This window comes from Streptomyces acidiscabies, assembly GCF_020010905.1.
In the GTDB taxonomy this organism is placed as follows: domain Bacteria; phylum Actinomycetota; class Actinomycetes; order Streptomycetales; family Streptomycetaceae; genus Streptomyces; species Streptomyces acidiscabies.
The window spans coordinates 2,383,489-2,395,533 of sequence record NZ_JAGJBY010000001.1; the positions used below are offsets into that span (position 1 = coordinate 2,383,489).

The 12,045-nt window shown below is 70.3% G+C and carries 11 protein-coding genes; 7 read left to right on the plus strand and 4 right to left on the minus strand.

Annotated elements, in window-relative coordinates; translation table 11 throughout:
- Positions 1 to 28 precede the first annotated feature (28 nt).
- From J8M50_RS11150 to J8M50_RS11165, 4 genes are all read right to left on the minus strand, one after another.
- Positions 29 to 1,411: an FAD-dependent monooxygenase gene (locus J8M50_RS11150; protein ID WP_010354749.1), complete on the minus strand. Its 1,383-nt coding sequence runs from the start codon at positions 1,409 to 1,411 to the stop codon at positions 29 to 31.
- Positions 1,408 to 2,766 (minus strand): DUF6545 domain-containing protein, encoded by a 1,359-nt coding sequence (locus J8M50_RS11155; protein WP_010354748.1) that lies wholly within the window; start codon positions 2,764 to 2,766, stop codon positions 1,408 to 1,410. Before J8M50_RS11155 ends, J8M50_RS11150 begins: the two co-directional genes overlap by 4 nt.
- Positions 2,763 to 3,335, minus strand: coding sequence for a hypothetical protein (locus J8M50_RS11160; RefSeq protein WP_010354747.1), 573 nt, complete (start codon positions 3,333 to 3,335; stop codon positions 2,763 to 2,765). Before J8M50_RS11160 ends, J8M50_RS11155 begins: the two co-directional genes overlap by 4 nt.
- Positions 3,336 to 3,452: 117 nt before the next feature.
- Complete coding sequence (locus tag J8M50_RS11165) at positions 3,453 to 4,625, minus strand: M23 family metallopeptidase (RefSeq protein ID WP_010354746.1); 1,173 nt, start codon at positions 4,623 to 4,625, stop codon at positions 3,453 to 3,455.
- A gap of 226 nt (positions 4,626 to 4,851) precedes the next feature.
- Between J8M50_RS11165 and J8M50_RS11170 the strand changes: the two genes are divergently transcribed.
- The 7 genes from J8M50_RS11170 (at position 4,852) to J8M50_RS11200 (ending at position 12,041) form a co-directional block, all read left to right on the plus strand.
- Entirely contained in the window at positions 4,852 to 6,210 is a 1,359-nt protein-coding gene (locus tag J8M50_RS11170; RefSeq protein WP_010354745.1) for an extracellular solute-binding protein, read from the plus strand.
- A 70-nt stretch (positions 6,211 to 6,280) separates the two neighbouring features.
- Positions 6,281 to 7,228: a carbohydrate ABC transporter permease gene (locus J8M50_RS11175; RefSeq protein ID WP_010354744.1), complete on the plus strand. Its 948-nt coding sequence runs from the start codon at positions 6,281 to 6,283 to the stop codon at positions 7,226 to 7,228.
- Positions 7,225 to 8,085 carry a carbohydrate ABC transporter permease gene (locus J8M50_RS11180; protein ID WP_010354743.1) on the plus strand — a complete coding sequence of 287 codons (861 nt, stop codon included), beginning with the start codon at positions 7,225 to 7,227 and terminating at the stop codon, positions 8,083 to 8,085. The genes J8M50_RS11175 and J8M50_RS11180 overlap by 4 nt, the downstream gene beginning before the upstream one ends.
- A 23-nt stretch (positions 8,086 to 8,108) precedes the next feature.
- Entirely contained in the window at positions 8,109 to 9,089 is a 981-nt protein-coding gene (locus J8M50_RS11185) for an arabinan endo-1,5-alpha-L-arabinosidase (protein WP_223786194.1), read from the plus strand.
- Between the two features lie 63 nt (positions 9,090 to 9,152).
- On the plus strand, positions 9,153 to 10,664 hold the full coding sequence (gene arfA, locus J8M50_RS11190) for an arabinosylfuranosidase ArfA (RefSeq protein ID WP_010354741.1): 1,512 nt from the start codon (positions 9,153 to 9,155) through the stop codon (positions 10,662 to 10,664).
- Between the two features lie 52 nt (positions 10,665 to 10,716).
- Positions 10,717 to 11,175, plus strand: a complete 459-nt coding sequence (locus J8M50_RS11195; protein WP_010354740.1) for an RrF2 family transcriptional regulator — start codon at positions 10,717 to 10,719, stop codon at positions 11,173 to 11,175.
- Positions 11,176 to 11,390: 215 nt separating this feature from the next.
- Positions 11,391 to 12,041 carry a DUF4360 domain-containing protein gene (locus J8M50_RS11200; protein WP_010354739.1) on the plus strand — a complete coding sequence of 217 codons (651 nt, stop codon included), beginning with the start codon at positions 11,391 to 11,393 and terminating at the stop codon, positions 12,039 to 12,041.
- Positions 12,042 to 12,045: the final 4 nt, after the last annotated feature.

The window sequence follows — 12,045 nt, forward strand, 5'->3', positions numbered from 1 at the left end:
CTGCTCCCACATCCCGGCCGGTCTACCGCTACTCCAGCCCCGCCCGCTTCCTCTCCTCCGCCGTCAACGGCGGGTCCGTCAGCGGGGGTTGGAGCGGGCCGATCGCGGCGGCCAGCAGCACCGAGGGGGCCAGCAGTACGTGGCCCCCTCGCTCCAGCGCGGTCACGTCGGTGACCGCCCGCGCGATCCGTCCGTTGCCCGTCGCCGTGTGGAGCAACCGGCCCACGTACGCCGCGAGGACGCGGTCCCTGAGGGTGGGCCCCGTCTCCGTGGCCCCGGGGTAGAAGACGTCCATGCCGAGGGCCAGGTCCCAGGCCGCCGACGCCGGGCGGGACACCGCCTTCTGGATCCGACGGGACAGCCCCGGCGCGCCGAGTCCGTGACGGATCGTCACATCGCGCAGGATTAGCGCCTGTTGTGCGGCCACCGACATGCCGTGACCGTAGATCGGGTTGAGGGCGCACAACGCGTCGCCCAGCACCGTGTAGTTGTCCGGCCAGGCCCGGACACGTTCGTAGAAGAAGCGCCGGTTGGTGGTGGTCCGGGTGAAGGAGACGTCGGTCAGCGGTGTCGCTCGCGCGATCAGGTCGGCCATGACCGGGTGCCGCAGTGTACGGGCGTAGGCGCTGAACTCCTCGGTGTCGGCGGTGGGTTCGGCTCCCCGGCTGCCGAACAGGGTGACGAGCCAGGTGCCGTCCTCGATGGGGAGCAGCACTCCGCCCCGGCCGGGCTCGCCGGTGCGTGGGTCGGGCTGGAGGTTGACCACGGGGAACGACCCGTGCGCGGCCTCGGGCGCGCGGAAGAGGCGGGTGGCGTAGGCGACGCCGGAGTCGACCTCGCGGCGCGGCGGGTCGGGAAGCCCGAGTTCCTTGAACCAGTGGGGAGTTCGGGAGGTCCGGCCGGTCGCGTCCACGAACAGGGCTGCTTCCAGGGTCCGTTCGGTGCCGTCCCGGTGGCGGACCCGCACTCCGGTGACCGCCTGCCGCGTTCCCGTCAGCCCCAATACCTCCGTCTCCTGGAGGAGTTGGATGCGCGGGTGGGCGAGGACCGCCTCGCGGACCGTCGCGTCCAGGAGATCCCGGCTCGCCAGCAGCATGTGATGGGACTCCGGCCAGCGGCGGTACCAGCCGTGCGGGGAGAGGGCCACCATGTCGGCGGTCACCGGGTGGCGTCGTACGCCCGCCCCGGCGAGCCGGGAGGCGATGCCGGGGACGAGGTCGGTGAGGGCGCGGGCGCCGCCGGACCAGAGCTGGTGGGCGTGGCGCGCCTGCGGGAGGCCCTTGCGGGGAGCGGCTCCGGCGGGGAGCAAGTCCCGTTCCACGACGGTGACTTCGGTCGTGGTCTCGGCGAGGGCGCGGGCTGCCAGAAGCCCGGCGAGGGAGCCGCCCAGGACTACGGCGGTGCGGGTCATGGGCGGTTGCTTTCTGAGGGCTTCCCGGAGACGGCGGGTTTCCGGGAAGCGGTGGGTTCTTGAGGAGTGGCGGACTTCCGGGAGGTGCCGGGTGTCCGGGTGGCGGCGGGTTCTCGAAAGGCGTCGGGGTTCCCGAGGGCCGAGGCTTCCCGGGAGGCGGCAAGCTCCTGAGAAGCGGCGCGTTTCCGGCAGGCGGCGGCCCTCACGGCAGCGACCTCGTCCGGTCGGCGCAGCGCTCGGGAGACGTCGAGGATGGTCTGGAGCAGGGCTGTCGGGTCGGGATGGTCGGCGGCGTCGGACCACGCGCCGTCGGCCGGGCGGGTCACCGCGTCCTCGATCGCGACGGCCGCGGCCAGCGCGCGGGCCCGCTCGGCGGAGTGTCCCAGCGCCACCGCCGCCTCGTAGGCGCGGCTCGCCTCCGCCCCGTCCAGTCGGCGGGTCAGCGTGAGCAGGACGTCGCGGATGAACGTCTCCCGCCGGATCAGGCGGAGTTCGGCGCCCGCGCGCAAGGTGAACGGGACACCGGACCCCTGCGCCCTCTTCAACAGCACGTACAGCGGGCGCAGTTCGATGCGGGTGCGGTGCAACAGCCAGCGTTCGCGCAGGTATTGACCGGTGTGCGGGAGGATGAAGCCGAGGGCGACCAGCACCGCCGACAGGCACGCGGCGAGCGGCGCCACCGTCGTACTCAGCAGGTCCAGGTCGTTGCCGGTCCAACGGGCCACGACCGCCGTGAGTTTGAGGGCGTCGTAGACCAGGTTCAGGGCGTAGCCGATGACCAGGAACACCAGCCCCGAGCGCAGCCACGCGTCGAGGCCCTCGGTGCGCACCCAGTTCCAGATGAGGCGGCTCGTGACGAGGACGGCGACGCAGTGCGCGAGGAGGTAGAGGACGATCTCCTCCCGCATGAAAGGGGTGTTGGCGTAGTACGTGTCCAGGTCGCGGACCCGCTCGACGGGCACGTCCGCGAGGAGGAACAGCACCCACAGCGCGACGATGACCCCCGAGTAGACGCCGATCACCCACCACATCGCGCGTCGCGTCGAGGGCGTCAGGTCCGAAAGGCCGTTGCGCCAGGCGATGATGAGCAGCAGACACGAACCGGCGAACGCGGTGAGCAGCGAATAGCACCACGGCGCCGAGATGTTGGGCACGCCCGTGACCCGGTTCGTCCAGCTGATCGTCGACGGCGCCACGAACACGAACACCGCGCAGGCGAGCAGCAGCAGCCCGCCGACCGCGCGCAGCAAAGGGTCGCGCCACAGCCGCACGATCGTCGGCAACTTGATGGCGAGCGCCGCGCACAGCATGACGGTCGGCACCCAGAAGGAGACGGCGACCGGGTCGACCCTCATCGGCCCCGGCCCCCGAACCCGGGGTATCCCAGCAGCCGTTGCGCTGTTCCGGGCACCAACTCGCCGTCCTCCGGGCGCAGATAGGGGCGTACGGCGGCGGCGAGCCGGTGGCCGAAGTCGTCGGCCTCGGCCTCGTCGACCTTGCGGGAGCCGTCGCGGGCGGCGGCCGTCAGCGGGACGCCCTCCCAGCCGGACAGCGCGTCCACGGCGGCGTGCCGATGCCGGTGCCGGGCGTGCAGATGCCACAACTCGTGGCCCAGGATGACGAGTTGCTGCACCTCCTCGGCCCGCTCCTCGACGATGACCAGGTCGAACTCCTGGAACTCCACCCACAGTCCGGTCACGTCGATCTCGTCGGGGAAGCGCTCGAACCGGACCTCGACCCGCCGCCCGCCCCGCCGCGCGGTCATCTCCTCGCACAGCGCGTGACACAACTCCCGTGCGCCGGACGGGCGTCGGTCGCGCCGGGCGAGCCCCTCCAGCAGGTCGGCGGTGAGCCCGCGCATGGCCGAGCCGGTCCTCGCCCGCCGCAGCGCGGAGGTGAACCGGGCCGCGCCCGCGATGTCCATCGGTGCCCCCTTCTGACTGCCCTGCGGCAGCCGGTTCGAGACTACGCGGGTGGATGTGTCCGCGTCATGAGGGAGCGGTGGAAATCGGCGCCACCCTCACCAGCGGATCCGCCACCTTCACCGGCGGATCGTCCGCCCCCGGTAGAGCCGGCCGGGAACGTCGGTGAAGGACAGGTCCAGGCCGACCCCGTCGCGTTCGGCGTGCAGATGGAGATGCGGTTCGGTGGTGTTGCCCGAGTTGCCGACCTCGCCCAGGAGTTGGCCGGTGCGGACGATGTCACCGGGGCGCACGGTGACCGAACCGGGGCGCAGGTGGGCGAGTTTGACGATCTCGTGCCCGGTGTCGAGGAACACATGGTTGCCGTACAGGGGCTGGTAGCGGATCTCGCCGGGCTTCTGGTCGTCGATCGAGCAGGCCGCGGAGACCACCCGGCCGTCGCAGGGGGCGTGCACGGCCCGCCCGTACGCGGCGTACGCGGGCGCGTCGCGGCCCGGTCCGGTCCGGGTGCCGAGCGGGCCGATGCCGACGAGGTCGACGGCCCCGCGCTGCTCGGGGATCCGCGCGTGGTGGTTGATCAGCGCACCGGCGCCCTGGAGGACGTACCAGGTGCCGTCCAGCGGGAAGCGCAGCGGCGTGGACAGAGTCGTACCCCAGCGGTAGCGGCGCGCGTACGTCACCAGGGCTACGGCCCCGAGCAGGAGGCCCGTACCCAGGACCAGGGGTACTCCAGGGCTACCCGTGGGCAGGTCCGGCAGGCGTACGGCGGAGGCGAGAGCGGCGGTGACGGCGGCGGTGACGACGAGCCGGCGCGAGGTGCGCGGCTGCTGGGCGGGCGCGCCCCAGCCGCCGGCGAGGACGAGGAGCGCGGCGAGGACGGACAGGTCGCCGAGCCAGGTGAGGCGGTCGTCGGCGCCCCAGAGCGGCAGGACGATCCACAGGGCGACCGGGAGCAGGATGAACGCCCAGGTCAGGGGCGCGGGCAGGCGCCGTACCGGGGGCGTCGGGGTGTAGGGGACGTTCTCGAAGAGCAGGCCGGTCAGCTCGCCGTCGGGTGTGGTCGCCGCCCAGGCCCGGACCCGGTCCGTACCGCCGCCGCGCAGGAGCAGGCCGTCGGGGCTGTCCTCGACGGCCTCGAAGCCGCCGATCCGCTCCAGGGTCGCCTGGACGACCTCCTCCAGCCGCTCGGCACCGACCGCCTCGGCCACGGTCGGGGCCAGCGCGGGCCGGTCGGCCGGGGCCGCCGTGAGGAAGCGGGCCAGGGCCGCGGCTTCCGGGGGGAGGTCGGGCATCGTGGAGGTCCTATCTGGGGGCGGGGTACCTGAGGACTACAGCTACCGGGGTACCTGCAAGACGATCAAGAACGTGGCGAGGTTTCCTCCCGGAGTTCGCGTTCCGTGCGAGTCATGTCGCACCCATTGACGTGAGGCGGAAGTGAACCTACGGTCCCTGTTCGAAGTTACGAGCATCATTCGATATTTCGGACAATAAACGGGACTCGAAGAGCAAGGGCAGGCAATGGGACGACCTGACCTGAATCGCAGGCAACTTCTCGCAGCGGCCGGCGGCCTCGTGGTCGCGGGCAGCTTCGGCTTCGCCGCACTCGGCAGCGGAGCCGACGCGCTCGCCTCCGGCTCACGGACGCGGGTGAGCTACTGGAACCTCTTCCAGGGCGGCGACGGCGGCAACATGGTCGCGATGGTCGACGCCTTCCGCAAGGCCGACCCCGACATCGACGTCAAGGACTCCACCCTCTCCTGGGGCGGCCCCTACTACACCAAGCTCGCGATGGCCGCCGCCGGCAACCGCGCGCCGGACCTCGGGGTCATGCACCAGGGCAGGGTCCCCGGCTTCGCGCCGGGCCGGCTGCTCGACCCCTGGGACATGAACCTCCTCGCCAAGTACGGGGTGAAGGAAGCCGACTTCAACCCGGTGCTGTGGCAACGCGGCCTCGTCGGCGGCGAGTTGTACGCTCTGCCGCTCGACATCCACGCGCAGCTCAACTTCTACCGCAAGGACGTCTGCCGCAAGGCCGGGCTCCTGGACGCCAACGACCGCCTGCCGGAGGCTACTTCGGTCGACGCCTGGTTCGACGTCCTCAAAGCGGCCAAGAAACAGCTGGGGCCCGGCGTACAGACACTCGGGCTGCACGCCAACGACCAGAATTTCGCCTGGTGGTTCTTCGTCGCCTTCTACCAGCAGCTCGGCGGGAGTTACTTCGACGACGCGCGCACCCACGTCACCTTCGACACCGAAAAGGCCACCGAGGTACTGGAGTTCCTCCGCAAGCACGTCACCGACGGGTACGTCACCGTCGGCGCCTCGGACGGCGAGGCGTTCATCGCCGGGTCGCCGTTCGCGTGGGAGGGCAACTGGTCCGTGCCGTACTACGCGGGCGCCAAGGTCGAGTTCGGCGCTCAGCCGCTGCCGCCCGTCTTCGGCAGGCCAGCGACGCACGTCGAGTCGCACTCCTTCGTCCTGCCCCACCAGGCCGACCGGGGCGGCGCCGCGAACGACGGCGCGCACCGGCTCGCCGCGTACCTCGTGCAACACGCCACCGCATGGGCGGGCGGCGGCCATATCCCCGCCTATCTCCCGACGTTCAGAGACCCGGAGTACGTCAAGCTCAGCCCGCAGAACGAGTACTCCCGGCCCGCGATGGACCACCCGGCGACCGAGCCGCACATCTGGTTCGCGGGGTCGACCGGCGTACTGGCCAACAAGGTCGGCCCCGTCATCGCCGCCTCCAGCCTCGGCTCCAGCAAGCCCGCCGACGCGGCCCGCCGCATGAAGCGCGAGCTGGAGGACCTGCTGGCGTCGAAGAACCCGATGGACGGACTGACCGCCGCACAGGAGGCGAAGGGGGAGGGCGCATGAGAACCGCCGACCGCGAGAGCGCCGCCCGCCACCTCGCCCAACACCGGGGAGAACACAAGGGAGTTGACGTATGAGCAGCACCGGCGTACTCGGCGCCCGCGCCGCGCGCCCCCGCACCGCCACCGCCGCCGACTCGGCCAGGGCCCGCTGGGGCCGCCGCTTCCAGCACGGCGGCTGGTTCGTCGCCCCCTTCTTCGTCCTGTACGGCCTGTTCGTGCTGCTGCCGGTCGTGCGCGGCCTCTACCTCAGCCTCACCGACGCGAACATCTCCGGCGACCACACGAGCTTCGTCGGACTCGCCAACTACCGTGAGGCGCTGGGGGATTCCCTGGTCTGGTCCTCGCTGTGGCACAGCGTCAAGTTCACCCTGTACGTCGTCCCGGCGATCGTCGTCGTCGCCCTGCTGATGGCCCTCATCGCGCACCACGCCGCGCACTTCAAGTGGGTGTGGCGGCTGTGCTTCTTCGCGCCGTTCCTGCTGCCCTCGGCGGTCATCGGCAACCTGTGGTGGTGGCTGTTCCAGCCGACGAACGGCATGGTCAACCACGTCCTCGGCCTCGACACCCCCTGGCTCACCCAGAAGTCGACGGCCCTGCTCGCCGTGGTCGTCGCGACCCTGTGGTGGACGGTCGGCTTCTCCTTCCTCCTCTACCTGGCCGCACTCCAGGCGGTACCCCAACACCTGTACGAGGCCGCCGAGTTGGACGGCGCGAACGCCTTCAAGCGGCTGCTGTACATCACCGTCCCGAGCCTCAGGAACATCACCGGGCTCGTCATCGCGCTCCAAGTCCTCGCCTCGCTCCAGGTGTTCGACCAGGTGGTGGTCATGTACCAGTTCGGCCCCGGACCGGAGGAATCGACGCGCACGTTCGTGCAGTACACGCTCGAAGAGGGCTTCACCAACTACCGCGTGGGATACGCCTCGGCGATCTCCATGGTCCTGTTCGTCATCGTCGCGGCCGTCGCGCTCGGCCGGATGTGGCTGCTGCGCAACCGAGAGGAGGCGGGCACCCGATGAGCACCACGCCAACTCCCGTGCTCCGCAAGCCCCGTAGCACTTGGACGCCCGGACAGATCGCGCTGACCGTCGTCGCGGCCGGCCTCTCCCTGCTCTGGCTCGCCCCGCTCGCGTGGGCGCTGTCGACGTCCCTCAAGACACCCGAGGAGTCGGTCGCCGCCCCGCACTGGATCCCGGAGGACTTCACCCTGGAGTCCTGGAAGGCGGTCTTCGACGCCGGCAACATCCCCAACTGGTTCGTGAACTCGGTGGTGGTGTCGGTCTGCGTCACCTTCCTCGTCCTGATCGTCTCCGCCCTCGCGGGATACGGCTTCGCGCGCACCGAATTCCGGGGAAAATCAGCCCTGTTGGCGCTCACCATGGCCGGCCTGATGTTCTCCCCGGCGATCCTCGGCGTGCCGCTCTTCACGACCGTCCAGTCCCTCGGCATGGTCGACACGTACTGGGGGATGATCCTGCCGCAGTGCGCGCCGGCCGCGATGGTCTACATCCTGTACAAGTTCTTCCAGTCCCTGCCACGGGAGTTGGAGGAAGCGGCGTTCATCGACGGCGCCGGACGCTGGCGGATCTTCTTCACGATCGTGCTGCCGCTGTCCAAGCCGTCCCTGTCGGCGGTCGGCATCTTCACCTTCATCGCGTCCTGGAACAACTTCCTGTGGCCGTACATGGTGACCAACAACCCCGACCTGATGACCATGCCGAACGGCATCGCCACCGTCCAGAACGCGTTCGGCATCGTCTGGCCGCAGCTCATGGCCGGCGGCCTCATCGCCGGGCTGCCGCTCATCATCGTCTTCGTCTTCTTCCAGAGCCAGATCGTGCGCGGCGTCGCCCACACCGGTCTGGCGGGCCAGTGAGAGGGGCTCCGATGCGCCTGCGGATGACGACAGTTCTGGCCGCGGCACTCCTCGCGCTCGCGCCCATGACGGCGAACGCCGCCACCTCCACCCCCACCCGCGCGGCTACCCCCGTCTACCCCGACCCCCAGCCCATCACCGGCCAGCAGATCATCCACGACCCCACCGTCACCCGCCTCAACTCCGGCGGATACGTGGCCTATTCGACCGGCGGCGTGATCGGCGCCCGCCTGTCCACGGACCGCGTCCACTGGACCGACGCGGGCAACGCCTTCGCGACGCCCCCGAGTTGGTGGTACGAGTACAACGACACCGGCGACCCCTGGGCCCCCGACATCTCGTACCGCAGCGGCAAGTACTGGCTGTACTACGCCGTTTCGTCCTGGGGCACCAACCACTCCGCGATCGGCTTCGCGACCTCCCCCTCCGGCCTCCCCGGCACCTGGACCGACCACGGCAAGGCGTTCACCTCCGAACGCACCGACACCTTCAACGCCATCGACCCGGCGCTGATCCGCGCCGACGGGAAGCTCTGGATGAGCTTCGGCTCGTACTGGACCGGCATCCGCATGGTCGAACTGGACCGCAGGACCGGCCGGGCCGTCGAGGGCGCCGAGGTCCACCACCTCGCGACCCGCCCCGACGCGCCGTACGCGGTCGAGGGGCCGTCCGTCGTCCGGCACGGCCGGTACTACTACCTCTTCGCCTCCTACGACACCTGTTGTGCCGGAGTGAACTCCACGTACAAGATCAGGGTGGGCCGCTCCACCTCGGTGACCGGCCCTTATACCGACAGCCAGGGCCGGCCGATGCTGGAGGGAGGCGGCGATCTCGTACTGGAGAGCCACGGGAGGTACGTGGGTACGGGGGGCGAGTCGGTCTTCCGGGACCGGGGCCGGGACTGGCTGGCGTACCACTACTACGACGCCGAGGACAACGGCGTCCCGAAGCTGGGACTGAACCGGCTGGACTGGACGAGGGACGGCTGGCCGCACGTGGCCTAGCCCTCCCGGCCCACAGCACCGCAGCACGCCCCGGCCCACAGCACCGCAGCACGAAAGGAAGACATGCGCACCGCCCGCTTCACCCTCGACCCCGCCTTCACGGTCGGCGAGGTCAGCCCCCGGCTCTTCGGCTCGTTCGTCGAGCACCTCGGCCGCTGCGTCTACACCGGCATCTTCGAGCCCGGCCACCCCTCGGCCGACGCCGAGGGCCTGCGCCAGGACGTCCTCGACCTGGTCCGTGAACTCGGTGTCACCACCATCCGCTACCCCGGCGGGAACTTCGTCTCCGGCTACAAGTGGGAGGACTCGGTCGGCCCGGCCGAGGACCGCCCCCGCCGCCTCGACCTCGCCTGGCGCTCCACCGAGACCAACCGCTTCGGCCTCTCCGAGTACATCGACTTCCTGCGCAAGCTCGGCCCGCAGGCGGAGCCGATGATGGCCCTCAACCTCGGTACCCGGGGGGTAGCCGAGGCCCTCGAACTTCAGGAGTACGCCAACCACCCCTCAGGTACTACCCTCGCGGAGCTACGGGTAGCACACGGCGACAAGGAGCCCTTCGGCATCAAACTCTGGTGCCTGGGCAACGAGTTGGACGGCCCCTGGCAGACCGGCCACAAGACCGCCGGGGAATACGGCAGGATCGCCGCCGAGACCGCCCGCGCGATGCGCCAGATCGACCCCGGTGTCGAACTCGTCGCCTGCGGCTCCTCCAGCCAGTCCATGCCGACCTTCGCCGCCTGGGAGGCGACGGTCCTGGAGGAGACGTACGACCTCGTCGACTACATCTCCCTGCACGCCTACTACCAGCCCGAGAACGGTGACGTCGACTCCTTCCTGGCCTCCGCCGTCGACATGGAGTCCTTCATCGAGAACGTGGTCGCCACCGCCGACCACATCGGCGCGAAGCTGAAGTCGAAGAAGAAGATCAACCTCTCCTTCGACGAGTGGAACGTCTGGTACATCTCGGAGTGGCACGAGATCGAGAACTCCGGCGCGCGGGACTGGGCCGAGGCCCCCCGCCTCCTGGAGAACAACTACAGCGTCATGGACGCCGTCGTCTTCGGCTCGCTGCTCATCGCCCTGCTCCGGCACGCCGACCGCGTCACCGTCGCCTGCCTCGCCCAGCTGGTCAACGTGATCGCCCCGATCATGACCGAGCCCGGCGGCCAGGCCTGGCGCCAGACGACCTTCTTCCCGTTCGCCCAGGCCTCCCGGTACGGCCGGGGCGAGGTCCTCGACGTCCGGGCCGACTCGCCGACGTACGACACGAAGAAGTTCGGCGAGACCGACCTCCTGCACGCCACCGCCGTACGCGGGGAGGACGGGTCGGTGACCGTGTTCGCGGTGAACCGGAGTCGTACTGAAGGGCTACCGCTGGAGGTAGCCCTCGGGGGGCTCGGCGTCGAGCGGATCGTCGAGCACAGCGTCCTCGCCGACGCCGACCCCGATGCGCGTAATACCCTCGCCGAGCCCGAGCGGGTCGCCCCGCACACGGCCGAGGGCACCGCGCTGACGGACGGTACCCTCACGGCCGTACTGGAGCCGCTCTCCTGGAACGTCATCCGGCTCGCCTGAGGCGCGTCCGCCTCGTTCCGCCCGTGCCGGAGACTGCCCCCACAATGGGCGCATGAGGATCTCGGCACGGGCGGACTACGCGGTACGGGCGGTACTGGAGATCGCCGTACGCCAGGGCGACGACCCGGTGAAGACGGAGACCGTCGCCCTCGCGCAGGACATTCCGCACAAGTTCCTGGAAGGGATCCTCGGCGATCTGCGTCGCGTGGGCGTCGTCGACAGCCGGCGCGGCGGGGGCGGGGGATACCGGCTCGCGAGGGACGCCGCCGAGATCACCGTCGCGGACGTCATCCGGGGGGTGGACGGGCCGATCGTCTCCGTACGGGGGGAGCGGCCGACGGAGCTGACGTACAAGGGGACCGCCGAGCCGCTGCTCCCGCTGTGGATCGCGCTGCGGGCCAACGTGCGGCGGATCCTGGAGGGCGTCACGATCGCGGACCTCGCGGGGGACGCGCTGCCGGGTCCGGTACGGGCGCTGGCGGCGGAACCGGCGGCCTGGGAGAACCCCTGAGCACCGAGGTAGCCCTTGAGTCGTAACCGTGTAGTACTCACGTAGTACCCGTATGTGAACGGGACTCCTGTGAATGGCCGGAGTTCGACGTAGGCGCCGAACTCCCCAGTCCCTACGATGCGTTCGCCCCGGCCTTCACGGAAACCGCACAGATTCTCCATAGGTTTCCGGCCGAGGCGTGACCACCCCCCACGGACCGTTTCACGGGAGACCCCATGAGAACCGGTGCACTTCTGCTCGGCGGCGCGACAGCCGCCCTCCTCGCCACGGCGCTTCCCGCCCAGGCGGACCCGGTGTTCGTCGACCCGCCGCCGGACAAGATCGTCATCAACCTCGCGACCATCAACGGCTCCGGCTGCCCCGCGGGCACCGCCGCCGTCGCGGTCTCCGAGGACAACACCGCGTTCACCGTCACCTACAGCGACTACCTCGCGCAGGCGGGCGGCAGCTCCGACCCGACGGCGTTCCGCAAGAACTGCCAGCTCAGCATGGTCGTCCACGTCCCCGGCGGCTTCACCTACGCGATCGCGAGCGTCGACTACCGGGGCTTCGCGTCCCTCCAGCGCGGCGCGAGCGGCATGCAGCGGGCCTCGTACTACTTCCAGGGGTCCTCGCAGACGGTGGCCAAGAGCCACAGCTTCAACGGCGCCCTCACCGACAACTGGCAGGCCACCGACTCCACCGAGTGGGCCCAACTGGTGTGGGCGCCCTGCGGAGTTCAGCGCAACTTCAACGTCAACACCGAGGTGCGGGTGACCGCCGGGTCGCAGTCGCCGGGCAAGGTCAGCTTCATGACCATGGACTCGACGGACGGCGACTTCTCGACGATCTACCACGTCGCGTGGAAGGAGTGCCCGGCGAAGTGACGCA

Bases quoted from the DNA above. Each gene is read 5' to 3' on its own strand.
- J8M50_RS11150 (WP_010354749.1), bottom strand. From the start codon at position 1,411: ATGACCCGCACCGCCGTAGTCCTGGGCGGCTCCCTCGCCGGGCTTCTG.
- J8M50_RS11185 (WP_223786194.1), top strand. From the start codon at position 8,109: ATGACGACAGTTCTGGCCGCGGCACTCCTCGCGCTCGCGCCCATGACG.
- J8M50_RS11195 (WP_010354740.1), top strand. From the start codon at position 10,717: ATGAGGATCTCGGCACGGGCGGACTACGCGGTACGGGCGGTACTGGAG.
- J8M50_RS11175 (WP_010354744.1), top strand. From the start codon at position 6,281: ATGAGCAGCACCGGCGTACTCGGCGCCCGCGCCGCGCGCCCCCGCACC.
- J8M50_RS11165 (WP_010354746.1), bottom strand. From the start codon at position 4,625: ATGCCCGACCTCCCCCCGGAAGCCGCGGCCCTGGCCCGCTTCCTCACG.
- J8M50_RS11170 (WP_010354745.1), top strand. From the start codon at position 4,852: ATGGGACGACCTGACCTGAATCGCAGGCAACTTCTCGCAGCGGCCGGC.
- J8M50_RS11180 (WP_010354743.1), top strand. From the start codon at position 7,225: ATGAGCACCACGCCAACTCCCGTGCTCCGCAAGCCCCGTAGCACTTGG.
- arfA (WP_010354741.1), top strand. From the start codon at position 9,153: ATGCGCACCGCCCGCTTCACCCTCGACCCCGCCTTCACGGTCGGCGAG.
- J8M50_RS11200 (WP_010354739.1), top strand. From the start codon at position 11,391: ATGAGAACCGGTGCACTTCTGCTCGGCGGCGCGACAGCCGCCCTCCTC.
- J8M50_RS11155 (WP_010354748.1), bottom strand. From the start codon at position 2,766: ATGAGGGTCGACCCGGTCGCCGTCTCCTTCTGGGTGCCGACCGTCATG.
- J8M50_RS11160 (WP_010354747.1), bottom strand. From the start codon at position 3,335: ATGGACATCGCGGGCGCGGCCCGGTTCACCTCCGCGCTGCGGCGGGCG.